We start from the raw sequence: 25,039 nt of genomic DNA on the forward strand, positions 1-25,039 counted from the left end.
AAGAAGCACAAGGTTAATCACCCTGTCATCCTTTGCAAAAGGCAGAGGAATTAAGTCAGCATAAATAAAAGTAATGAAGTTAAGTAATAGTAATAGAAAAAAGGAGAACAAAATGAGCGTAGTAGCAGAAATTTTAGAAAAAATAGAAGGTTTAACATTATTAGAAGCTTCCGAATTAGTAAAATTAATGGAAGAAAAATTCGGCGTTTCAGCTGCTGCTCCTGTAGCTGCTGTTGCAGTTGCTGCTGCACCTGCTGAAGCTGTTGAAGAAGTTACAGAATTCAATGTAATTCTTGAAAGCGCAGGCGCTAACAAAATTAACGTTCTTAAAGAAGTTAGAACAATAACCGGTCTTGGCTTAAAAGAAGCAAAAGATCTTGTTGATTCAGCTCCAAAACCTGTTAAAGAAGGCGTTAAAAAAGAAGAAGCTGCTGAAATCAAAGCTAAACTCGAAGCAGTGGGAGCTACAGTTTCCGTTAAATAGTCCGAGCCTTTTTCAACTGCGATAGCAGGAGTTAAAACAAAAATGGAAATGACAAATTTTTATTTTTATTAACTCATTCAATTTGAATACATTATTGTATAAAGTTACAATTTGAATGAAGGGCAAAGATAATTTATTTTGGAAATAGATATAAAAAATAAAACAAAATAAATTTTAGTTAAGAACTTAGGACATACGGCTTGAATTCGTTTTCTTAAAAAGGTCGATTAATAACAACAAAAGACCGCAAATTTTTTGAAAGCTGAAGTCAAAAATATAAGAAAGCCGATATAAAACCTGAGTTCTTGACTATCATATTTTTTGCTATACGATATTATAGGAAAAATATAATAATGTATAGGAATAATAATTAAATTTTTATAATTTAAATAATTATTATGGGTGCAACACACATATTAGGCGAGGTTAATAATGGCAATTAAGTATGTTGAACGCGTTATACCAGACGGAATGAAAGCTTCCAGTCTGGATCAAATGCCTGATTTGACAGAGATACAGAAAAAATCTTTTGAATGGTTTTTGAAAGAAGGATTAAAAGAAGAACTTTTGTCTTTTTCTCCTATAAAAGATTATACGGGCAGATTAGAATTACATTTTTTACCGAATTACACATTCGATAATCCAAAATATACTGTTGAAGAAGCAAGAATTCATGATGCAAGCTATACAAAACAGCTAAGAATTATGATGAGGCTTGTAAACAGAGATACCGGTGAAATAAAAGAACAGGAAGTCTATATTGGTGATATTCCAATGATGACTGACAGAGGTACTTTTATTATTAACGGTGCAGAAAGAGTAATCGTCAGCCAAATAGTAAGATCCCCCGGTATTTATTACAAAAGAGAAATTGCAACAACCGGAAAACGTATATATAATGCGACTTTGATTCCTAACAGAGGAGCATGGCTAAAAATTGAAACTGATATTAATGATGTTATATATGTAAAAATTGATAAAAACAGAAAAATTCTGGCTACCACATTCCTTAAAGCTCTCGGCATAGGAATAAATGATATGGATTCAGTATTTAGACATAGTGATTTCTTGAAGAAAACTATGGATAAAGATACTACCAATACAAATGATGAAGCTTTAATTGAAGTTTACAAAAAATTAAGACCGGGTGATCCTGCAAGCGCAAGCGGCGGAAAGTCAATCATAGAAAGCAGATTCTTTGATGATAAGAGATATGATCTCGGTAAAGTTGGTCGTTATAAGTTAAACAAAAAACTTGGACTTAATCTTGCCGAAACACAAAGAACATTAACTGTTCAGGATATTGTTGCTTCAATAGAATACCTCGTAAACCTTACATATGATGAAGGTGTAGTCGATGATATTGACCATTTAGGCAACAGACGTATCAGATCAGTTGGAGAATTGTTACAGAATCAGTTCAGAATCGGTCTTACAAGGCTTGAAAGAATTGTAAGAGAGAGAATGACACTTCAGGATGCTGAAACTTTAACTCCTCTTAATTTATTAAATACAAAACCTTTAATTGCTGCTATTAAGGAATTTTTCGGTTCATCACAGTTATCTCAGTTTATGGACCAGACAAACCCGTTAGCGGAATTAACACATAAAAGAAGATTATCAGCTCTTGGACCGGGTGGTTTGGCTAGGGAGAGAGCAGGCTTTGCCGTAAGGGATATTCACCCTTCACATTACGGAAGAATCTGTCCTGTAGAAACACCTGAAGGCCCGAACGCCGGGCTTATCGGAAGTTTGGCAACTTATGCAAGAGTTAACGAGTACGGTTTCATTGAAACACCTTATTATGTCGTAAAAGACGGAATAGTTACAGATGAAATCAACTACTTGAGTGCGGACGAAGAAGAAACCTCCCGTGTTGCGCCCGGCGATATTCCTATAAAAGAAGATGGTACAATCGCAACAGATATGGTTCCTGTTCGTTACAGAAGTGAATTTACAATGGGCGAGTCAATTAAAGTTGACTATGTCGGTGTTTCCCCAATTCAGATTATATCTGTAGGTACATCCTTGATACCGTTTGTTGAACACAACGATGCTAACAGAGCTTTGATGGGTTCAAACATGCAACGTCAGGCAGTTCCTCTTTATAAAGCACAAAGACCGGTTGTTGGTACAGGGCTTGAAAAAAGAGCCGCTTGTGATTCAGGAATGGTAGTTCTTTCTGAACATGAAGGTGTCGTTGATTATGTGACCAGCGATGAAGTAAGAATAAAAGACAATTTCGGAAAAATTCATAAATATCAGTTGATGAAGTTTGTAAGAAGCAACCAGGACACATGTCTTAATCAGAAACCGATTGTGTCAGCAGGAATGCCTGTCAAAAAAGGTACTCCTCTTGCAGATGGAGCTTCAACAGATGGCGGAGAACTTTCTCTGGGTAAAAACGTGCTTGTCGCATTTATGCCTTGGGAAGGCTACAACTATGAAGATGCTATCCTGATAAGCGACAGGTTATCTCATGACGATGTTTATACAAGTATTCACATCGAAAAACTTGAAATTGATGCAAGAACAACAAAGTTAGGACCTGAAGAAATTACAAGAGAAATTCCTAACGTTAGCGAAGACAGCTTAAGACACCTTGATGAAAGAGGTATCGTGCGTGTCGGAGCTATGGTTCAAGCTGATGACATTTTAGTAGGCAAAATCACACCTAAAGGCGAGTCCGAGCATCCGCCGGAAGAAAAGCTTTTAAGAGCTATTTTTGCCGAAAAAGCAAGAGATGTAAAAGATAACAGTTTAAGAGTACCTCACGGTGAGGGCGGAAGAGTCGTTGACGTAAAAGTATTCGACAGAGAAAAAGGCGATGAGCTTCCACCGGGTGCTAACACTGTTATTAGAGTTTATATTGCACAAAAACGTAAAATCAGAGTAGGCGATAAAATGGCAGGAAGACACGGAAACAAAGGTATTATTTCCAAAATTCTTCCTAAAGAAGACATGCCTTTCCTACCTGACGGTACAGCAGTTGATATAGTCCTCAATCCACTTGGCGTACCTAGTAGGATGAACGTAGGACAAACTTATGAAACCCTTTTGGGACTTGCAGCTTATCTGACAGGAAATTACTATGAAGTTCCTGCTTTTGATGAAAGATGCGGTATTACAGAGGCTTCTCTTATTGCAACATCTACGGAAGTTCAAAAAGGAATAGATAAAAACGGGTATGATTGGGTAAATCCAAACGGTAAAGTATTGCTTTACGACGGAAGAACGGGAGAACCATTTGATAACCCTGTTTCTGTCGGTCTTGCATATATATTGAAACTTGTTCACCTTGTAGATGACAAGATTCACGCAAGAAGTACAGGACCATACAGTCTTGTAACGCAACAACCGCTCGGTGGTAAAGCTCAATTTGGCGGACAACGTTTCGGAGAGATGGAAGTATGGGCATTAGAAGCATACGGTGCTGCTTATACACTTCAAGAAATGTTAACAATCAAATCTGATGACGTTAATGGAAGAAGTAGGGCTTATGAAGCCATTGTAAAAGGTGAAAATCTACAAAGACCGGGTATTCCAGAATCATTTAAAGTATTGGTTCGCGAACTTCAAAGTATCGGTCTTGATATTACAGTAGCCAAACGCGGTGGATTCGAAGTTGACCTTATGAGTGATACTGACGAAATGAAAAGAGCCGTTCCCAAAAGAACACTCAGCGATATAGATTCAGAATTACTTAATATTAATTTCTTTCAAACACCCGGAAGTGTCTCAGATTAAGTAATATAGTGATATACATACAATAGATCAAGGGAGAAAAACATTGTCTACCAGTATTGATTATTTTGATTATATAAGAATAGGCATAGCATCACCGGAAAGAATTTTAAAATGGTCTTTCGGCGAAGTTACAAAGCCTGAAACTATCAATTATCGTACATTAAAGCCGGAAAGAGACGGTTTGTTCTGTGAAAGAACTTTTGGACCGTCTAAAGACTGGGAATGTTATTGCGGTAAATACAAAAGAGTCCGCCATAAAGGCATTATCTGCGAAAGATGCGGAGTAGAAGTTACAGACAGCAAAGTTAGACGCCACAGAATGGGGCATATTAAACTTGCGGCGCCTGTTTCACATATTTGGTTCCTGAAAGGTATTCCAAGTTATCTTGGTTTATTGTTGGATATGACCCTAAGAGATTTAGAGCAGGTAATTTACTTTAATAATTATATTGTTCTTAATCCGGGGGATTCTGAATACAAAAAAACTCAGCTTTTATCCGAAGAAGAATATGAAAATTATGTCAATGAGCATGAAACAACGACTTTAAAAGTCGGAATCGGTGCTGAAGCCATAAAAGAATTACTCGCTGAAATAAGTATTTCCGATATGATTGAAGAATTGAGAGAAGAACTTTCAAACGCAGGCGGTTCAGTACAAAAACGTTCAAAAATTATAAAAAGACTCCGTCTGGTAGAATCTTTAACTTCCAGTAATACAGATCCTACATGGATGATTATGGATGTTTTACCTGTAACACCTCCTGATTTAAGACCAATGGTTCAGCTTGATGGCGGAAGATTCGCTACCAGCGACTTAAATGACTTATATAGAAGGGTTATTAACAGAAATAACCGTCTAATAAGATTAATAGAAATGGGCGCTCCCGAAATTATTATCAGAAACGAAAAAAGAATGCTTCAAGAAGCAGTAGACGCTTTAATCGATAACGGTAGAAGAGGAAGAACCGTAATAGGTCCTAATAATAGACCTCTTAAATCCTTAAGCAACATTATTGAAGGTAAGCAAGGTCGTTTCAGACAGAACCTTTTAGGAAAAAGGGTTGATTATTCAGGAAGAAGCGTTATCGTAGTCGGTCCACAGCTTAAACTTCATCAGTGCGGTTTGCCGAAAGAAATGGCTGTTGAGCTATTCAAGCCTTTCGTTGTAAACAAACTCATTGAAAGAGGCATTGTTCAAAATATTAAATCAGCTAAAAAGAAAATAGAACGTTCCGAAAACGTTGTTTGGGACGTGTTGGAAGAAGTAATTGAAGGACACCCGGTGATGTTAAACCGTGCTCCTACACTGCACAGATTAGGTATTCAAGCATTTGAACCTGTTCTTGTAGAAGGAAGAGCTATTCAATTACATCCGTTAGTTTGCGCAGCATTCAACGCTGACTTTGACGGTGACCAAATGGCTGTACACGTACCGCTTTCCATCGAAGCGCAAACAGAAGCAAGAATGCTTATGCTTTCTGCCAATAACGTTCTGTTGCCGGCAACAGGAAAGCCTTGTATTACTCCAACACAGGATATGATTCTTGGTATTTATTATTTAACACTTGATACAAACTTAACGGAAGAAGATGTGCAAAGATCCTTCCTTAATTTTGAAGATGCTATAACAGCTCTTGACGCAGGAGTGATTAAATTACACTCAAAAATCTGTGTAAGAGATGAATCCGGTGAAAAAATCATAACATCTCCCGGAAGAATTATATTTAATCAAACGGTAAGAACTGCAGTTTTAACCTCATAATATAGCTTTATTAGTTTCTTCGCTTTCTTTTGCCATTCTTAGCGAAGCGAAAAATCTATTCAAAAGCAAACTTAACCGAATTGTTCGGGCTAAAAAGTTCAGAATGGCATTATTAGGGAAACTGATCAATAATTCATAAGAGGAAAATATAAAACAATGAGTACAATTCTTTCTAAAAATCAAAAAAAATCACTTGATTTTATAAATAAAGTTATGGATAAAAAAGCTTTAAATAATTTGTTTTCTCAAATATATTTGGATTATGGCACTTCTAAGACAGCTTTTTTGGCAGATCAATTAAAAAATCTTGGTTTTAAATTTGCAACCCAGGCAGGTACAACAATTTCAATCGAAGATTTGACAATTCCGGAAGCTAAAAAACAACTTATTAAGAATGCTGAAGATGAAATCGACAGAGCAACTTATCGTTATTTGAAAGGTGAAATTACCGAAGTTGAAAGATACACAAAAGTAATCGATACCTGGAGCGAAACAACAGAAAAATTAACAAACAGTGTGGTAGAAAATTTCAGTAGAACAAACCCTGTTTATATGATGGCATTTTCCGGTGCTAGAGGTAACCTTTCTCAGGTAAGCCAGTTAGTCGGAATGCGTGGATTGATGGCAGATGCGCAGGGGCAAATCATCGATCTTCCGATTAAATCAAACTTTAAAGAAGGATTAAGCGTAACAGAGTACATTATTTCCAGTTACGGTGCAAGAAAAGGTCTTGTAGATACAGCGCTTAAAACAGCTGACTCGGGATACCTTACAAGAAGGCTGGTTGACGTTGCTCAAGACGTTATTATCAGGGAAGAAGACTGTAAAACAGAAAAATTCATTGAAATTGAATCCATCAGAGATGCTGAAAAAGAATATGTTTCCCTTCACGACAGACTTTTAGGAAGAACTGTTCTTGAAGATATTGTTGATGAAGAAGGAAATGTTTTAATAACAAAAACTACAACTTTAAATAATGAAGACATAAGAAAAATTTCAGGATTAAAGTTGAAAAAAATTAAAATCCGCTCTCCTTTAACATGTGAATCAGAGTATGGGATTTGTCAAAAATGTTATGGATGGGCGTTAACCAAAAATAACCCTGTTGATATCGGTGAAGCCATTGGTATTATCGCTGCACAGAGTATCGGGGAACCCGGAACACAGCTTACTATGAGAACATTCCACACAGGCGGTGTATTCAGAGGTTCTTCAAGTATGCGTAAAATTAATACAAAAGTAGCAGGTAAAATTGTTACAGGTCTTAATACAAAAGATTTGAGAACCAGACATGGTGATGACGTTCAGGTAAGCACCAGAGAAGGCAAACTTGAAATCGAAGATGCAAAAGGCAAAAAACATTCTTATGTTATTCCTTACGGAGCAACAATTTTTTATAATACAGGAGATGTTGTTAAAGCAGGTGAAGCTATTGCCGAGTATGAACCCGGTGCAGGTGCGGACGGCGGTCGTCTGACAGAAAGAGCAACAAAAGATATAACTACTGATATTGGCGGAAAAATCCATTTTGACGGATTTAGCGTTGATGAAAAACGCGACAGACAAGGAAACATCAGCAGAACTGCAAACAGAAGCGGAAAAATCTGGATTCTTTCAGGTGATGTATATAATCTTCCGGGTGGTTCAGAAATTCTTGTTAAAAATAATCAACTTATAAAGCAGGGAGATGTCCTCGCTGAAACTATCACTTTAAGCGAACATGGAGGAGAAGTCAGACTTTCTTCCGAGTTGGAACTTGAAGAAATTACAAAAAACGGTAAAAAAATCAAAAAAATTGTAAACGGTAAAGAAATTACTATCGTTATTGCATCTATAACTCCTAAGAACGCTGAATTAGAGTCAACCAAAAAAGAACAGCTCTGGAAAGTTCAGGGATGTGATGAAAATTACGTTATAAAATCACCTATTGATACTCTTGTAGAAAACGGAATGGTAATTGCGGAACTTATTGATGAAGAAAATACAGTTACATCAAGCGGTGAAATCCGTTATGCAGGTGTAGAAACTGATGAAAACCAGATAGTAACTAATCCGGGAAAAGTCGTTTTCATTCCTGAAGAAATTCATCAGGTCAATAAAGATTCAACATTAAAAATGGTTGAGTCTGGTACATTTGTTGTTGCCGGAACAGAAGTCGTAAAAGATGTAAGAACTCATATTGACGGCGTTGTTGAAATTAAAGAATACAACGATATCATTCATGAAGTTATTGTAAGACCAGGTAAACTTGTAAAACTAGATGATGTTAATCTTTTAAAAGTTGAAGATGGTGAAATAGTCGATGCAGGAACAGAAATTGCTGTCGGCATTAAAGCTAAAGAAAAAAGCATGGTCAGCATTATTTCAGGATTGACTGCTGAAGTCGGTGCTATTGATATAACTGACGATGATGTCGAAGTTGAAATTGAAGAAGATATTGAACTTTCTTCAAAATCAATAGAATTGCTTATAAGACCTGTTCAGGAATATGATATAACTCCAAAAGAAGTTAATATTGCTTTCAATACAACTGAAGATTTGATTGAAATTGTTCCTGTAACTCAACTTCAATATAGAGATGGAGCAAGAATTCGTCAATTAGAAGGTGCAAGCTTGACAAGAGTTAGCCTTGTTCTTCAAATGAGCGGATATTTAAGCCACTTAAAAGGGCTTGTTGAACTTACATCAAAAGATAGCGAAGAGCAAAACCTTAAAATCGTTGTTCTTGATAACTTAATAGTTAGAAGAGAAACAGAAACAGGCTCAAGAGAAAAAGCTTCACTTCAGACAGAACTTCTTGTGAAATCAGGACAGATAATCGAAGCGAAGACGCCGGTTTCTAAAACACAGGTACTTGCAAGAAACGATGCAAAAGTGAGTTTGGGCGCAGCAGAAAAAGCAGAAATGAGAAGATTGCTTCTGATTTCTCCTGAATCAAAAGAAATTATTAATTTAAAAACAGCTCCTGTAGTTAAAGAAGGCGATTTAGTAAGTCTTGATCAGATAATTTCTGAAAGCGGAGAAAAATCTCAAATTGCAGGTCAAATTCTTGAAGTTAATAAAAACGAAATTGTTATTCATAAATCAAGACCGTACTTAATCAGTCAGGGCGCACAGCTTCAGGTTGATAATGAAAGTCTTGTACAGCGCGGTGATTTCCTTGCAACTTTAGTATTTGAACGTCAGAAAACCGGAGATATTGTACAGGGTCTTCCTAGAGTTGAAGAACTTTTAGAAGGAAGAAAACCGAAAGAAAGTGCTATTCTTGCAGAAGAAAACGGAGAAGCTGTTCTTGAATATGAAGAAGATGCGGTAAGACTTTTCCTCGCAGGAGAAACTGGTCGTCAGGAAATCAAAGTTCCTATCGATTCAAGTATTATTGTAACTGACAAACAGAAAATCAAGCAGGGACAACCTCTTACCAGCGGGCCTCTTAATCCGCATGACGTTGTAAGGCTTAGTGGTGTTGAAGCTGTTCAGCAATACCTTCTTGATGAAGTTCAAAGAGTATACCGTTCGCAAGGTGTAGAAATTGCTGATAAGCACGTTGAAGTTATTGTTCGTCAGATGTCTAAAAAAGTTAAAGTTGATGAATCAGGTGATACAAAACTTTTACCGGGCGAACTTACAGAAATGTACACTGTAGAAGTTGAAAATAAAGCAGTAGCCGAACTGGGCGGGGAACTTGCAACATGGCATCCTGTACTTCTCGGTATTACAAAAGCAAGTTTAAACACAGAAAGCTTTATATCAGCGGCAAGTTTCCAGGAAACCACAAGAGTTCTGACAGAAGCTGCTGTCGAAGGTAAAAAAGACATGTTAAGAGGTTTGAAAGAGAACGTAATTATTGGTAGATTGATTCCTGCAGGTACAGGCTACTACCATCTTACACATTCTTCCGAAGATCTTGAAGAAGAAGAAAGAAAAAGAAGAAACAGAAACAGCGCAAGAAAACCTTCAGCGATTCTTGAAGAAATCGAAGGGTTGTTCGGAGCTCCTGATTTTTCAATAGAAGAAGCAATGGGTGCAGTAATTCAGGAAGATGTTGAAGATTTAGAAGATCTCTCTGAAGAAACTGAAACTGTTGAAGAAACCGAAGAATAAATTTAATTTCTTTCTATAGATACAAAAAAGACTTACTTTTTAAAAAGTAAGTCTTTTTTATTTAGCAATTCGAGTTATTAAAAACTCAGATATTCTTCATTTATTTGTATAACTTTTTCCATCATTTCTTTTGAAGGTCCGCCAATGACATTGCGTTTGTTCACGCATTCTTCAAGGGATATAGCCTTAAAAACATCTTCTTCTATAAACGGAGAAATTTGTTTGTACTCCTCAAGTGTCATATCATCAAGCCCAATATTTCGCTGGATGCAGGAAAAAACAATTTTCCCCACGATGCCATGCGCATCTCTGAAAGCGATGCCTTTTTTAACCAGATAATCAGCCAAATCTGTTGCGTTGGTAAATCCGCCTTTCGCGCCTTCGTACATCCTGTCTTTTTTTATTTTCATAGTTTTAACCATATCCGTAAACACGGGAAGGCACATTTTAACGTTGTCTATAGCATCAAAAACCGGTTCTTTGTCTTCCTGCATGTCTTTGTTGTAAGCAAGAGGGAGCGACTTCATTGTTGCAAGAAGAGCCATAAGGCTGCCGTAGATTCTGCCTGTTTTTCCTCTCACCAGCTCGGCAATATCAGGATTTTTTTTCTGCGGCATAATAGAACTTCCGGTAGAAAAAGCATCATCAAGTTCTATAAACTGAAATTCATGAGAACACCAGATAATAATTTCTTCTGAAAACCTGCTTAAATGCATCATGAGAATTGAAAGGCTGTTTAAAAGCTCAATGCAAAAATCTCTGTCAGAAACAGCATCGAGGCTGTTAAGAGAAACAGCTTCAAAACCCAATTCTTCCGCTACAAATTCTCTGTCCAGCGGATAAGTAGTCGCAGCCAGAGCCCCTGAACCCAGAGGAAGGGAATTTGTTCTCTTGTATGTATCTTCAAGTCTTGATTTATCTCTTTTCAGCATTTCAAAATACGCCATAAAGTGGTGTGCCAGAGAAATTGGCTGTGCTTTTTGAAGGTGTGTGTATCCTGGAAGTATTGTCTCGAGATTTTCTTTTGCTATATCCAAAAGAACTTCTTGCAAATTGGAAATCATATCCTGAATAATCCTGATTTCATCTTTTACATACATTCTCATATCAAGAGCAACCTGATCATTTCGGCTTCTTCCGGTATGCAGCTTTTTTCCGATATCGCCGATTCTTGATATTAAAATTTGTTCAATATTCATATGAATATCTTCTGCCGCAATATCAAATTCAACTTTGCATGCTTCTATATCTTGCAGAATTTCAATTAAAGTTTTTTCTATGAGCTGTGAATCAGCAACAGGAATTATTTCTTGCTTTCCCAGCATTTTAACGTGGGCTATACTGCCTAAAATATCTTGTTTATAAAGCCTCCGGTCAAATCTGATAGAAGAATTAAAGTCGTCTACCAGCTTGTCTGTTGATTTTTGAAATCTTCCGCCCCAGAGTTTTGACATTTTATTCTCCTTATATTCCTACTTTATCTACCGTTAAATATACACGAAACACAATCGAATTGTCATGCAAAAGAGACTGACTAATTCAAATTGCTAAGTCGTTAAAATCGTCATTGCGAGCATAGCGAAGCAATCTATAGAAACAAAATGGATTGCCGCGTCGAGTGCTTTGGCTGCCCCCTCCTTTTTTGATAATTAATCAAAAAAGCGGGTACCCTTCGCAATGACGCATGAATTTAATTAATCCCGGTCACCTATTAATTTATTTTTACAAATTGTCATTCTGAGGGCTAAAGCCCGAATAATCTGTCCGGTAAGCATTTTTAGCTAAAATAATAAATTGGACAGATCCTTCGCTTTGCTCAGGATGACATTCTCGAAAATCAATATTTGCAATAATTTTAGCTAATTGGCGATTTGAGTTGAATAATTTCTGTTAATACATTACAAAATTGATGTCAGAAAAAAATAATTTATTACAATATAAATGTAGAGCTATGCAAAGATAAAATTATGCACTTGAAGTTTAAAAAAATAATAATAGCAGCCATTACAATTTTTTTCGCGGGAAATTGCTTCTCTTGCGGTGCTTCGAGTTGGAATACTAATCGGTCAGGTGTTTTGGTTAAAGAAAGAGCTTTAACTTCAGCTATAAATAAGAATCCGCAAAATACAGATGCTTCTATTCAGCTTATAAACTTGTATCTTGATAGTAATCAAGAGGCAAAAGCCATGATAGAGCTTAATAGAATACAAAAAAGGGTCAATAATAGCCCAAGGTTTTTTATTTCTGCGGCAAATTCACTATTGAGCAGGGGGATGTACAAAGAAGCTGAAAATATGGCCAAAAAAGCCGTAAAAATTTCTTATAACAATATTGACGCTTTTATTTCACTTGGAAATATTTATTTTAAAAAAGCTAATTCTCTTGGAAATACACCGGAGGAATTGGAATTAAAAAAACTTTGCCTGATAAAGGCTTTTGATAATTTTTATACCGCATATAAGTATAATCCTTCTTCTCCTTTTGCACATATTGGTCTTGCAGATGTTTATTATATAAATGGTCAGAGCGCTCTGGCCCTTGATGAAATATTAAAAGCAAAAGAACTCAGTACAAATAATGCACAGGCACTGTATTTAATCGGAGAATATTTGTATAAAACTAAAGAATTTGCCAAATCAAAAATTTATCTCCAAAAGTCCATTTCAGCAGGTTTAACTTCCAATTATAAAACTTATTATATGTTGGCAAAGCTTTCCGAGCAGGAAGGCAATAATGAAAACGCACAAAAAAATTATATTAAATCGCTTAAATTAAAACCTGAGCATCAACAATCACAGCAAAATTTAGACAGGTTAATAAAAATTTCTTATAACGATTCAGAAATGCTTTCAACTAAAGAAAAATCAACAACTGATCTGTTTAACAATATAAATGATGAATTAAATACAATAATGCAGGCAGATTTATATCTTGTTGCAGATGAATTTACAAAAGCAAGAGAGTCCTATATAAGTGTTCTTAATAAAAATCCCAAGAATATCAATGCAATAACGGGACTGGCAGAATTATATTATGCAAAATGGATTGAAGGTTTTGCAAGTTCAGCGGATTTTGTAAATGATTCAAAATATATTTTGAAAACAAAAGAAAATTCAAGAGTAGTTATTCCTCTTACAAAATTCAAACTGATTAATGAAGACCAAATGCCTGAAGAGGTCAGACAAAAATTTATTAATCTTTCCATAAGCGAAACTTTTGATTTTTATGACCTGTTAAACGAAGTAAGAGCAGAATTTTTTCTGGGAAATTTTGAAGATAGCCATGAAAAACTTGAAAAATTATTAACATTTAAGCTCTCAAATTATGAAAAATTCAAAGTCCTAAAAAGCTTATGTTATGACCATAACTATGATGAAGCGTTAAACCTTGTAGAAGAGCTGAAAAAAACTTCTTATCATAATGAAGAGCTTGTCCCTATAGTAAATCGAATAGCTGTTAAATTTTCTGTCGCTGATGAAAAACTAAATCAGTCGATAAGTCTTTATAGTAATAAAAAAAATAAGAAAAATGATTATGTAACTTCGGAAGCTATAATAAAACAGGTTTTGATATATTATCCTACAGACAAAAAAGCTTACCTGAATTATATTTATTTGCTTGAAAAACAAAAAAAATATACAGAAGCTTTAGAGAAGACAAATATTTATCAGAAATTATATAAACTTTATCCTGATTCAAATTCTGAGATAAAAGATGAAGATGTTGATAAGCTCATTCTAAGACTAAATCAGAAATTATTAGAATCAGAAATAAAAAAATAATTTATAATTCTAATTGCCGGTTAATTTTTTTCTTGTCATGTTGAGCAAAGCGAAATATCGAGCCCTTTTGGGTTTTAAGCTTAAATACTTTTTTGGACAGATTCTTCGAACTTTAGCCCTCAGAGTGACAATACCAATATTTATGGGGATTTTGACTATCTGGCAATCCAAGTTTATATGCTTTGGAAATACAAAAAGATTTATACTGAAACGCTTTTGTTTTCAGGAAAACCGGCAAAGCTGGATTTTCCCGAAAAGCATCACTCCTAAAAGCTATAGTGCTTTCGCAAAAAATATTTCATTTCTTAATTACTTTTTCAGAACACTATAGCATGCAGAGGCAATAATTGGTTTCTGTAAAGATTGTGTAATATTTATTAAAAATTCTATCAATTTATTTTTTTAGGAGCATTATCTTAGTAGGACTGTTTAAATTTAAAGAGGTTTACTGAGGTGAGTTTAAGCACAAAAAATCATTATGAATTTAATATTAATCTTAATAAATCATTATCAGCAAAAAATTCTGTAGCTGCGAATAATAATATTAAATTTGGCTCAAAACCTGATATTTATAAAGTTATAAAAAAAGATAATCTTGCTTTGCCGATTATTGCGCTTGCCTCCTCGGTATTAGGCGCAGTTGGCTATATAATAGGAAGCTCAGGGCTTTATTATGATACTTATAAAAAAAGTAACGGGAAAATAAAAAACATATTTTTTCCTGAAAATGTGGATAAAAAAAATGAAATAAACCATGAAGGAGTCAAAACTATTGTCCCTGAAACCGAATTTGCGAAGTTCGGATTAAATGCCGCAAAAGTAGGTATTGCCGCAACAACAATAGCAGGGATGACAACAGGCTTGACGGCAGGAATGCCTATGATGACCATAGGAGAAACAATAAATCTGGGAGCTGCTCCATGTATAGAAACGCCTCTGGGGACAGGGCTTTTTGGTGTGGGTATCGCTTCTATTTTTGCGGGCTTGGCTTTAGAAAGCAATCCTGAACTGCTTCTTGATAAAAATAAACTTAGAACTGAAAAAACACTCGCAGGAAAAACAAAAATAATTTTAGGCAATGTAAAAAGCAGCATTGTTGAAATAGGTAAATCCTGTTCAGATTTGGCGAAAAATACTTTTAAATTGTTTACACCAAAAAATGCTGAGGCTGTAAAATTTTTCAGAGAAAACATTTTCTTTTTAACACCAAAGTCTGTGATTATTCAAGAAAGTATTAATAAAGACGGTAAAGTGTTTATAGATAAGGTTTTAAAACAGCCTAAAAACTATTTAATGCAAGTTGCTTCCGCAGTTCTTACGGTTGGAGGACTCGGTGTGGTTTTATTTTCTTTGATTGACAACAAAAAAGCTCAAAAAAGTAGTCTTAAAGTTGAAGAAGGCGGATTTTTTACTGATAATATCGGAATGACCAAGTTTGGAATAGATAAAGTGTCAGTCGCCAGAAATTTAAAAGATGCTGCCGGTGGAGCAGGCTTTTTAACAGGCGGAATCTTTAATGGAATCAGCCAGCTTGTTGGAATTGACAGCAAACAGGGCAGAGCTGCTCAATGGCTGGGCTGTGGTCTTGTGTTTGTCGGATTTGTTTTTGACAGAGGGAAACATCTGGCAAAAACTATTGATAATAACAAAGTCCGCAACGAAATAACAAAAGTAGCCAGAAAATGGGAAATTGATTTAACAAAAATATTCAATATTAAAAATAAAGAAGAAAAAATATTATTTAATAAAACTCTTAATGCTTTGAAAAAAGGGATAGATTTGCCGGAATCTGATTTTAAAAAGATATTGGAATCGTTCAATTCTCTTTCAGGCGAAAAATATATTCCTGAAACAACTAAAGTTAAAAAAGAATTGAACAAAACATTATCGCAAAAGATCCTATCTATCTTTGATGTTCTTGAAAAAGACGGTAAAAAGGCAGAAATTACAACTCCTGTTGAAGTTGAAAATATTTTAAATGATATAAAAGCTCAAACAAAAGCAATCTTTGGAGAAAATCCTGTTATTGTATAGTGCTCTGAAAAAGTAATTAAGAAATGAAATATTTTTTGCGAAAGCACTAAAGCTTTTAGGAGTGATGCTTTTCAGGAAAATGCGGCTTTGTCGGTTTTCCTGAAAACAAACTCGTTTCAGTATAGATCGATGTCTGCCGATAATTTTACCAATTTGTGCAGGACTTTTTCCTTCTGCATGCAGGATAGAGATTTCATCTCTTTCTTTTCCTGTCAGATGTTTTACTCTTCCCGTTTTAACACCTGATCTTTCTACATATCTATAATATATGTTTGTTCTGATAACGTGTTGCAATTAAAAATTGAACTCAAGCAACCAGATATTGTTAAAGTTTGTAACAAAAAGCCTTATTATTGATTTTAGGCTACCTGTATATACTTTATATATACAGGTAAGGTAATTATTTATAGGTAAGGTAATAAGATAGAGGTAAAAGATGATTAATGCGGTAAATTCTAGTAATTTGTATGTAAATGTTCAGCAATACAATTTGAATGTAAATTCTACTCAAAATACGAATGGTATTTGGGCCGGTACAATTAATCAAACCAACTTAGCAGTTCAGACAGACTATAATGTTGGGTGGTATGATAATTTTAACAAACTCTATGGAAACGTTATTAATATAATAAATCAACAAGCAGCCGAAGCCGCAGCTAAAAAAGCGGCAGCTGAGGCAGCAGCTGTAGCAGCACAACAAGCGGCAGCGCAAAAAGCTGCAGATGCGGCAGCAGCAGCGGCAAAAACTCCGCAACAGATGTCTGATGCAGAACTCCGAGCTGCATGGGTAGCTGCAGGTTCAATTCCGAATGATAAGTATGGTACCGAATTGCATAATAGAGGACTGTGGGATCCATATGAAGTGAATATAGACGGAAAGAACTATATATTTACGCGGGATACAAACGGAAACAATAAAGTAGATGGAAAACAAGAAATATTAGGTATAAATGATACAAAAGATAATTTATTTGCAGATATGAAATCACTGGATACAAATAAAGACGGAAAAGTCAGCACGGATGAATTAACAGCAGCAGGTGTTTCCTTGAATGAAGTACTTGACGGTAAAATTTCAAACAGGAAATATGATCTAAATAAAATAAGCGGTGTTGATTTGAGATCTTTTAGTGCAATAGATAATACAAATTCAACAGGAATATTCGGAACATTCACCTTAAATCTTAAAAATGGAAGTACAGCCCGGGGTAAAGAAACTTTCGAAGATCAAGACTATTTTAATAAATTATTCGCATAAATCAAAATATATAATTAAAACAAAAAGCCGCCCTTGAAAAGGCGGCTTTTTATTACTGACTTGGGTTTTAAGCTTTTGCAGTTGCTTTTACAGGATTGACGATTTCTTTGAATTTTTTGCCGGCTGAGAAAGCAGGAACAGTTTTAGCAGAGATCTGAAGTGCTGCGCCTGTTTGAGGGTTTCTACCGGTTCTTGCAGCTCTTTTGCGAGCTTCAAAAGTACCAAATCCAACTAGAGTAACTTTTTTGCCTTTTGAAACTGTTTTAGTAATTATGTCAACTGTAGTACTAACAATTTCAGTAACTTCTTTTTGTGATAATTTAGTTTTTTTAGCGATTTCTTTTACTAATTCTTCTTTGTTCATGACAAACCTCTCATTTATTTACAACAGAGATATCTTACCTTTTAATTCAGATAATTACAATGATATTTTAACAATTATTACAATAACAACTGTAAATATAATTAAATAGTTTAATTTATAGAGGAATAAAATACTCTTTTGATATTTATTGCGATCTTAGACCAAATTATTTTGCGAGCACAGTATAGAATAATACCCACATGACTATCACCTGACCATTCGGGTTAATTATGAATAACGGCTATATCAATTTAATTATTACACTGTTATGCTTAGAAAGTTGGAATAAATATTTGTATTTAATAGATACATGGTTATTATAATAATTGGAGGAAATAGAAATCGATACTTTAGAAACAAAAATCATTCAAGTTGTTTTAATTGAAGATTATAAACTTAGCAGAATTGGCTTAAAATGCGCTCTGCAAGAATATAAGTGGCTTAAGATAACAGGTGAAGCCGCAACAGGTGAAGAAGGCATAAAAATAATTAAAGAAATCCGACCCGATGTCGTTCTTGTAGATCTCGGATTACCGGAGATGAACGGCATTGAGCTGACTCAGCAAATAAAAGCTTTTAATGAAAATATTAAAGTAGTAATTTTGACTTCTCACAACAGAACAGAAGAAGTCCTTGCGGCTCTGGGTTCAGGAGCAAATGCTTATTGTTTAAAAGACATAGACGCCGAGACCCTTGTGAACGTCATCAAAGATGTAAGCAACGGAGCGGCATGGTTTGACCCCTTAATTGCTGAAGTAATATTAAAAACTTATCCTAAGCCTGAAACTAGAAAAAGTTTCAATCCTCCTGAACATTCAGTTATAAAATCCCAATTATCAGCAAGAGAATTTGAAGTGCTTGGTTTGGTTGTAAAAGGAAAAAGCAACACAGAAATAGGCAAAGAACTCTTTATAAGCGTTCATACCTCAAAAGCCCATGTTTGCAGTATTTTACAGAAACTTTGTGTAAATGACAGAGTACAGGCAGCCGTTAAAGCCGTAAAAGAAAATTTAGTCTGATAAAATGGGCTTCTGCGCTGTTTGTTAATTATATTGCGGTTTCTCCTCGTTCACCCGTTCTTATTCTTATTGTTTCTTCAACAGGCGAGATAAAGATTTTACCGTCTCCGATTTCGCCTGTTTGAGCTCTTTCCTGAATAATTTGAACTACTTGCGCAACAATATCGTCATTAACAACTATTTCGAGTTTTACCTTAGGAATAAACTGGATATGATATTCAGCACCCCTATAAACTTCTACTACGCCTTTTTGGCGACCAAAACCTTTGACTTCGGTAACGGTCATACCTTTAACACCTATATCATGCAAAGCATTTTTTACTTCATCAAGTTTAAACGGTTTGATTATCGCATCTATTTTTTTCATAATACCTCCGGGTTTATAAATTTATAATACATAGACAATTATATTACAGTGAATAAGCTCTTTCACCATGTTCACTCAAGTCAAGACCTGTATTTTCTTCTTCTTCACTGACTCTAAGTCCCATAGTTACATCAAGTACTTTAAGAAGTATGATTGTAACAACGAAAGAGAATGCCCATGCAGTTATGACACTGATTATTTGTGGATTTAACAGACCTGCGCTTCCGTAGAACAAACCTGTTTTTCCGTTAATAGCGGCACAAGCGAATAAACCTGTTGCTATCGCGCCCCATGTTCCGCCAACACCGTGAACACCCACTGCATCAAGAGAATCATCATAACCAAATACAGATTTAAGATTTACGGCAATATAGCAAACTAATCCGCCTATTAAGCCTATTATTAATGAACCGAATGGAGTAACAAATCCGGCGGCAGGTGTAATTGCAACAAGACCTGCAACCGCTCCTGATGCAGCACCAAGTGCTGTAGGTTTATGCTGGTGAATCCATTCCGCGAACATCCATGATAAAACAGCTGCGGCAGTTGCAATATGAGTTGTTACAAAAGCGGTAGCGGCAAGCCCGTTAGCGACTAAAGCGCTTCCTGCATTGAATCCGTACCATCCAAACCAGAGCAGTGATGCGCCCAACAACGTTAAAACAAGATTGTGAGGAGGAATCGCTTTTACTCCGTAGTCTCTTCTTCTTCCGACAATAATCGCAGCCGCAAGAGCAGATGCACCTGAAGAAATATGAACAACAAGACCGCCTGCAAAGTCGATAGCTCCGAGTTTAGAGCCTATCCATCCGCCGCCCCAAACCCAGTGGGCAAGCGGGCAGTAAACAAGAGTTACCCATAATACTAAAAACACAAGATATGTTTTGAATTTAAATCTTTCAGCAAAAGCACCTGTTATAAGAGCAGGTGTAATAATGGCAAACATTAACTGAAATGCCATAAATGCAATATGAGGAACAGTTGCGGCAAATGGCCCGGGATCCATTCCGACACCTTTTAGTCCGATATAGTCTAGTCCTCCGATTAGTGACCACTTGTCAGGCCCGAATGCAAGACTGTATCCGTATAAAAACCATATTATTGTTACTACGGCAAGAGAAATAAAACTCTGCATAACTGTGCCGAGTATGTTTTTTGACCTGACCATACCCCCGTAAAACAGAGCCAATCCGGGAGTCATAAGCATAACAAGAGCAGTAGAAATCAACAGCCATGCAGTATCGCCTTTGTCAATGGGCGCAGGTTGTGAAGGCTGGACTATAACGGCAGGAGGAACAGTTGCCTGTTCTTGTTTTATAACCTCAACTGTAGTCGAAGCAGCTGTTTCTTTTGCAAAAATCGGTGTGCTGTGAATGAATGACAGGCTCAAAACCATTATCATTCCCAAAATGAACAGTTTCAGATGTTTTTCCAAAAATTTTCTCATTTTTTTACCTTTTACCCTTTCTGAATTTTTATGAATACTAAATTTTAACTGCTTAATTTTAATAATTTTAAAAAAATAAACATTGCAGGGTTTTTTTCAAACTTCTTCGCTGCAATGTTGGTAGTGAGTGAGTTTAAATTTTTTATGCACTAAAATAAAGCCTTTACAGGCCAATCTTTGCCTCAATATGCACATATATCCCTCTAAGATTAAATGTTTCTTTTAGGCTTAATATATAACATGAACTTCTTTCTGTTAAGAGGCAGGGCTGTATTGTAAAATTTGCTTAATATTCTAAGAAAACATAAATTATAAGCATTTTTTGTAAAATTTTTTACAATATTCGTTAAAATTTTAGTTAAAATTTATTAAAATTCGGTTTATAAAACTCAAAAAGTATAATTTTTTCTCCAAAATTACGATTTATAGTAATAAAACACAAAAATATTGTTACAATACTTAACAATAAGTAAATGGCTAAAATATAATCACAGAAAGCTTATTTGGCTATTTTTGTTGTTTTTAAGTAAATACAATTCGGCTTCAAATATTCTGAAGGACTAATCCTTTTTGCTAATAAGCAAAATTGCGATTTAATTCTTCAGTTTTAATCAATCTTATTTTTCTCTGTCTATGCTAAGATTTAGTTGATTTTCATTCTTTATATAGTCGGGTCTAAAAATTGTACAATCAGGAAATTTATAATATATTTAGCGATTTAGCTTCGCAATCTGCAAAAATCAGGAAAATTTTAAGAAATCTGGATCATCATCAAACAACTTGCCTGACAGGACTTACGGGTTCGGCAAGAAGTTTTCTCGTTTCATATATAGTTAATAACCTGCAACATCCTGTTTTGCTTGTTACTCCCGATATTTCAACAGCTTTGAAATATCATAACGAAATAAAACTTTTTACGAATAAAATAACCAATTTTTTGTTTTCGCAGGAAACTTCTCCGTATGAGCAGGTTTGGAGTGATCCGTCAATTACGGAAGAACAGCTTAAGGCGCTGAAATCTTTTCGTACAGGAGAAGCCGATATTCTCATCACTCCTGCAAAAAACCTTTTAAATACTTACTTAGAAAGACTTAAAACAGAGAATAATTCAGTCTGTTTAAAGTTAAAAGCCCCTGCTGATCCGCAAGAAACTGCAAAATTTCTTACAGATATCGGTTACAAAAGGGTTGTAACTGTTGTTGACCCGGGAGAATTTAGTTTGCGCGGAGATATAATGGATGTTTATCCTATTTCAAACGAGCCTGTAAGAATTGAATTTTTCTGTGAAGAAGTAGAAAGCATCAGGGTTTTTAATATAGATAACCAGCGTTCTATCAGAAGAATTGAAGAAATTATCATAGAACCCAGATATAATATCTTGATTTCAGAAGAAAAAAAACAGCTTTTTATTCGCAAAATCAACGAGATTAAGGATAAACAGATTGAAAAACTTTCGGAAAATGCAAAATATACTCTTGAAACAACAGTTGAAAGTTTTATTATGTCTTTTGAAGCTGATACTTATACAGAAGGTATAGAGTACCTTGCGCCTCTTCTTGATGATAATTTCAGCGATATATTTGATTATTTGCCTGAAGATACAGTAATAATTACGCATGAATCAATAGAATTACAGCAAAAACTCTATGTGCAAGACGAAAAATACTTAAAAGAGTATGAAAAAAACATAAATGAAGGTTTAGCTCTCGAACTTCCCTGCTTATTGCACAAAAAACCCGATGAAGTGATTGAACATATCGGCAAATTCGCGGCTTTAAACCTGACAAGTTTTATCAATGACGAGGCAGACGCTGTTGAAGAAATGGAAAATATATCCGTACCAAAGTTTTTGGCTGATATTAATAAAGCTGCCTATTATATGACCGACCTCAGAAATAAGGGCTACAGCGTATTTGTAACGACAGAATATCCTCAAAGGCTTGTAGAAGCGCTTAAAGAGTTTGATTGTCATTCAATAGATATAGATTTAAATACACCGCAGTTTTTTGATATAAAATCAAGAGAAATCATTATTTCAAGGGCAGGATTTACCGAAGGGTTTGTTCTTCCCGAAATAAACCTTGCAGTTATCACTGATACAGAGCTTTTTAATAAAAAAATCAAAAAACCTACTTTAGGGAAAAAACTTTCTAAAAAAGAGAATATAGATTATTTGACATCTGTGAATGACTTAAAAGAAGGCGATTTTGTTGTCCATGCAAAACACGGGATAGGAAAATTTATAGGGCTTTGTAAGCAGGAAATTGACGGGCAGGAAAAAGATTATTTGACGATTGAATACGCTCAGAGCGACAAACTCCACATGCCGGCAGAGCAAATAAACATGCTTTCTCGCTATAGAGGTGCAGGCAGCGCTCCAAAGCTTACCAGAATGGGCGGAGTCGAATGGACTAAGGTCAAAAACAGAGTTAAAGGCGCTATTGCGGATATTGCAGATCAATTATTAAGACTTTACGCACAGAGAGCCAAAACTAAGGGTTTTATGTTTGAAGCAGACAGCCCGTGGCAGCTTGAAATGGAAAATGCATTCCCTTATAATGAGACTCCTGACCAACTTCAGTCTATTAATGAAACTAAAACCGATATGGAATCAGAAAAAGTAATGGACAGGTTAATCTGCGGAGATGTCGGATTCGGTAAAACAGAAGTTGCCTTAAGAGCAACGTTTAAAGCTGTTTTATCGGGTAAGCAGGTGGCGATTTTAGTTCCGACAACTATTCTTGCACAGCAGCATTATTTGACGTTTTTGGAAAGATTCAGGGCTTATCCCGTCAGGGTTGAGCTTTTGTCAAGATTTAGAAGCGCAAAAGAGCAGAAAATTACTGTAAATAAGCTGCTTATAGGAGATTGCGACCTTGTGGTCGGTACGCATCGCCTTTTGCAAAAAGACATACAGTTCAAAAATCTGGGACTTCTCGTTGTTGATGAAGAACATAGATTTGGTGTAACGCATAAAGAAAAAATCAAGGAATTTAAATCAGAAGTCGATGTTTTGACCATGTCAGCCACTCCGATTCCAAGAACGCTTAATATGGCTTTATCAGGGTTAAGAGAAATGAGTATTATTAATACACCGCCTGTAAACAGAACTCCTATAAAGACTTATGTCGGGCATTTTAACGAATCTCTCCTGAGAACGGCCATAAATCACGAACTGGAAAGAGAAGGGCAGGTTTATTTTCTGCATAACAGGGTGCAATCAATATATAAAACAGAAGAAGACCTTCAAAAGCTTGTGCCAAAGGCAAGAATTGCAGTTGCTCACGGGCAAATGAACGAAAAAGTCCTCGAAAAAATCATGTACGAATTCGGGGCGCATGAGTATGATATTTTGATTTGTACCACTATAATTGAATCCGGCCTTGATATTCCGAATGCTAACACCATAATAATTGATGATGCGGATAAATTTGGTCTGGCACAACTCTACCAGATAAGAGGAAGGGTAGGAAGAAGCGAAACACAGGCTTATGCGTACTGTTTTTACAGAGACGGAAAAGTTTTATCAGCAGAAGCAAAAGACAGGCTTAAGGCTATAAAAGATTTTACTACACTGGGGAGCGGTTATCAGATTGCGCTGAGGGATTTAGAAATAAGAGGTGTGGGGAATATTCTCGGTCAACAGCAACATGGGCATATGGTTTCTGTCGGATTTGATTTGTATTGCCAGATGCTTGAAGAGTCAATAAAAGAATTAAAAGGAGAAAAACTTGATAAGAAAGAGCCTACAATCATTGATATTAACATAACGGCCTTTATACCTGATGAATGGGTGGGTGATAAAGAGCAAAAAATGGTAGAATACAAACGCCTTGCGGATGTAAAAAGTTATAAAGAGCTGGAAGTGCTGGAAGATGAGTGGATTGACAGATTCGGGAAAATCCCCGAAGAAGTTAAAAGACTTATAAAAGTCATCAGGCTAAGGCTTATAGCAACAGATATCGGAATTTCTCTCGTAAGGGAAGCCTTTGAAAGCATCAGGATTTTTAGTAATATTTCATTAGCAGAATTCAGGCTTCTTCAAAATAAATTTCGACCTGAACTTTCAAAAAAAGTTAAATGGACTCAATCACCAAAAAGCTCTGAGAACTTTAATTCTATTATTTTAATAAATAATCTTGCTCTTTCTAATGAAGAAAAACTCGATATTCTGGAAGAAATTTTTAATTCTATTATTAACTTTAAAATGTAATTTTTTAATCAACAGCACGAGTTTTTTAAATTGTTTGAATTATAATTTTAAAGAAACAGACAGAAAATTAAGGGTAAGTCATGCTAATTGAAATGCTTTTTTCAAAAATTCACAGAGCAACGGTAACTGATGCAAACATTAATTATGTAGGCTCAATAACAATAGATGAGCTTCTTTTAAAAGCTTCCGGCATTCGGGAAAATCAAAAAGTTGATATCTATAACATTAATAATGGAGAAAGATTTTCTACTTACGTTATATTAGGCAGGTCAGGAAGCGGTGATATATGCTTAAACGGGGCTGCCGCAAGAAAAGTATCTATAGGCGATAAAATAATTATTTGTGCCTATGCGCATCTTTCTAAAGACGAATTGAACTCATATAAACCTGCAATTATCCACGTGGATGCGCAGAACAAAATTGTTAATGAAGTATTTTGTAACAAATAACCCAAAATA

At 35.4% G+C, this 25,039-nt stretch carries 14 protein-coding genes; 10 read left to right on the plus strand and 4 right to left on the minus strand.

The genetic code is table 11. The features are described 5' to 3' along the window. The first annotated feature begins 112 nt into the window (after positions 1 to 112). The 4 genes from rplL (at position 113) to WCG23_04380 (ending at position 10,097) form a co-directional block, all read left to right on the plus strand. Entirely contained in the window at positions 113 to 484 is a 372-nt protein-coding gene (rplL, locus tag WCG23_04365) for a 50S ribosomal protein L7/L12 (GenBank protein ID MEI8389103.1), read from the plus strand. A 471-nt stretch (positions 485 to 955) separates the two neighbouring features. Further along, entirely contained in the window at positions 956 to 4,231 is a 3,276-nt protein-coding gene (rpoB, locus tag WCG23_04370) for a DNA-directed RNA polymerase subunit beta (GenBank protein MEI8389104.1), read from the plus strand. Between the two features lie 43 nt (positions 4,232 to 4,274). Next, positions 4,275 to 5,993 (plus strand): DNA-directed RNA polymerase subunit gamma, encoded by a 1,719-nt coding sequence (gene rpoC1 / locus WCG23_04375; protein ID MEI8389105.1) that lies wholly within the window; start codon positions 4,275 to 4,277, stop codon positions 5,991 to 5,993. A gap of 156 nt (positions 5,994 to 6,149) precedes the next feature. Next, a complete protein-coding gene (locus WCG23_04380) occupies positions 6,150 to 10,097 on the plus strand; it encodes a DNA-directed RNA polymerase subunit beta'' (GenBank protein MEI8389106.1) in 3,948 nt (1,315 codons plus the stop codon). Between the two features lie 77 nt (positions 10,098 to 10,174). Here WCG23_04380 and argH read toward each other — a convergent pair whose 3' ends face one another. Next, positions 10,175 to 11,551, minus strand: coding sequence for an argininosuccinate lyase (gene argH, locus WCG23_04385; GenBank protein ID MEI8389107.1), 1,377 nt, complete (start codon positions 11,549 to 11,551; stop codon positions 10,175 to 10,177). A 513-nt stretch (positions 11,552 to 12,064) separates the two neighbouring features. On the opposite strand from argH, the gene WCG23_04390 reads away from it, so the two are divergent. The 3 genes from WCG23_04390 to WCG23_04400 all read left to right on the plus strand — a co-directional run bounded on the left by WCG23_04390 (position 12,065) and on the right by WCG23_04400 (position 17,171). Further along, entirely contained in the window at positions 12,065 to 13,879 is a 1,815-nt protein-coding gene (locus WCG23_04390) for a tetratricopeptide repeat protein (GenBank protein MEI8389108.1), read from the plus strand. A 453-nt stretch (positions 13,880 to 14,332) separates the two neighbouring features. After that, entirely contained in the window at positions 14,333 to 15,913 is a 1,581-nt protein-coding gene (locus WCG23_04395; GenBank protein MEI8389109.1) for a hypothetical protein, read from the plus strand. Positions 15,914 to 16,349: 436 nt separating this feature from the next. Further along, positions 16,350 to 17,171: a hypothetical protein gene (locus tag WCG23_04400; GenBank protein MEI8389110.1), complete on the plus strand. Its 822-nt coding sequence runs from the start codon at positions 16,350 to 16,352 to the stop codon at positions 17,169 to 17,171. A 67-nt stretch (positions 17,172 to 17,238) separates the two neighbouring features. Here WCG23_04400 and WCG23_04405 read toward each other — a convergent pair whose 3' ends face one another. Beyond that, positions 17,239 to 17,535, minus strand: a complete 297-nt coding sequence (locus tag WCG23_04405; GenBank protein MEI8389111.1) for an HU family DNA-binding protein — start codon at positions 17,533 to 17,535, stop codon at positions 17,239 to 17,241. 326 nt (positions 17,536 to 17,861) lie between these two features. On the opposite strand from WCG23_04405, the gene WCG23_04410 reads away from it, so the two are divergent. Beyond that, positions 17,862 to 18,554, plus strand: coding sequence for a response regulator transcription factor (locus WCG23_04410; GenBank protein ID MEI8389112.1), 693 nt, complete (start codon positions 17,862 to 17,864; stop codon positions 18,552 to 18,554). Positions 18,555 to 18,582: 28 nt separating this feature from the next. On the opposite strand, the gene WCG23_04415 is transcribed toward WCG23_04410, so the two are convergent. After that, positions 18,583 to 18,921, minus strand: a complete 339-nt coding sequence (locus WCG23_04415) for a P-II family nitrogen regulator (GenBank protein ID MEI8389113.1) — start codon at positions 18,919 to 18,921, stop codon at positions 18,583 to 18,585. A gap of 43 nt (positions 18,922 to 18,964) precedes the next feature. Continuing rightward, complete coding sequence (locus WCG23_04420) at positions 18,965 to 20,176, minus strand: ammonium transporter (GenBank protein MEI8389114.1); 1,212 nt, start codon at positions 20,174 to 20,176, stop codon at positions 18,965 to 18,967. A gap of 874 nt (positions 20,177 to 21,050) precedes the next feature. On the opposite strand from WCG23_04420, the gene mfd reads away from it, so the two are divergent. Together mfd and panD are read left to right on the plus strand one after the other, a co-directional pair. Further along, complete coding sequence (mfd, locus tag WCG23_04425; protein MEI8389115.1) at positions 21,051 to 24,581, plus strand: transcription-repair coupling factor; 3,531 nt, start codon at positions 21,051 to 21,053, stop codon at positions 24,579 to 24,581. A gap of 80 nt (positions 24,582 to 24,661) precedes the next feature. Continuing rightward, a complete protein-coding gene (panD, locus tag WCG23_04430) occupies positions 24,662 to 25,030 on the plus strand; it encodes an aspartate 1-decarboxylase (GenBank protein ID MEI8389116.1) in 369 nt (122 codons plus the stop codon). Positions 25,031 to 25,039 lie beyond the last annotated feature (9 nt).

It is taken from the genome of bacterium (assembly GCA_037147175.1).
In the GTDB taxonomy this organism is placed as follows: Bacteria; Cyanobacteriota; Vampirovibrionia; order Gastranaerophilales; family UBA9971; genus UBA9971.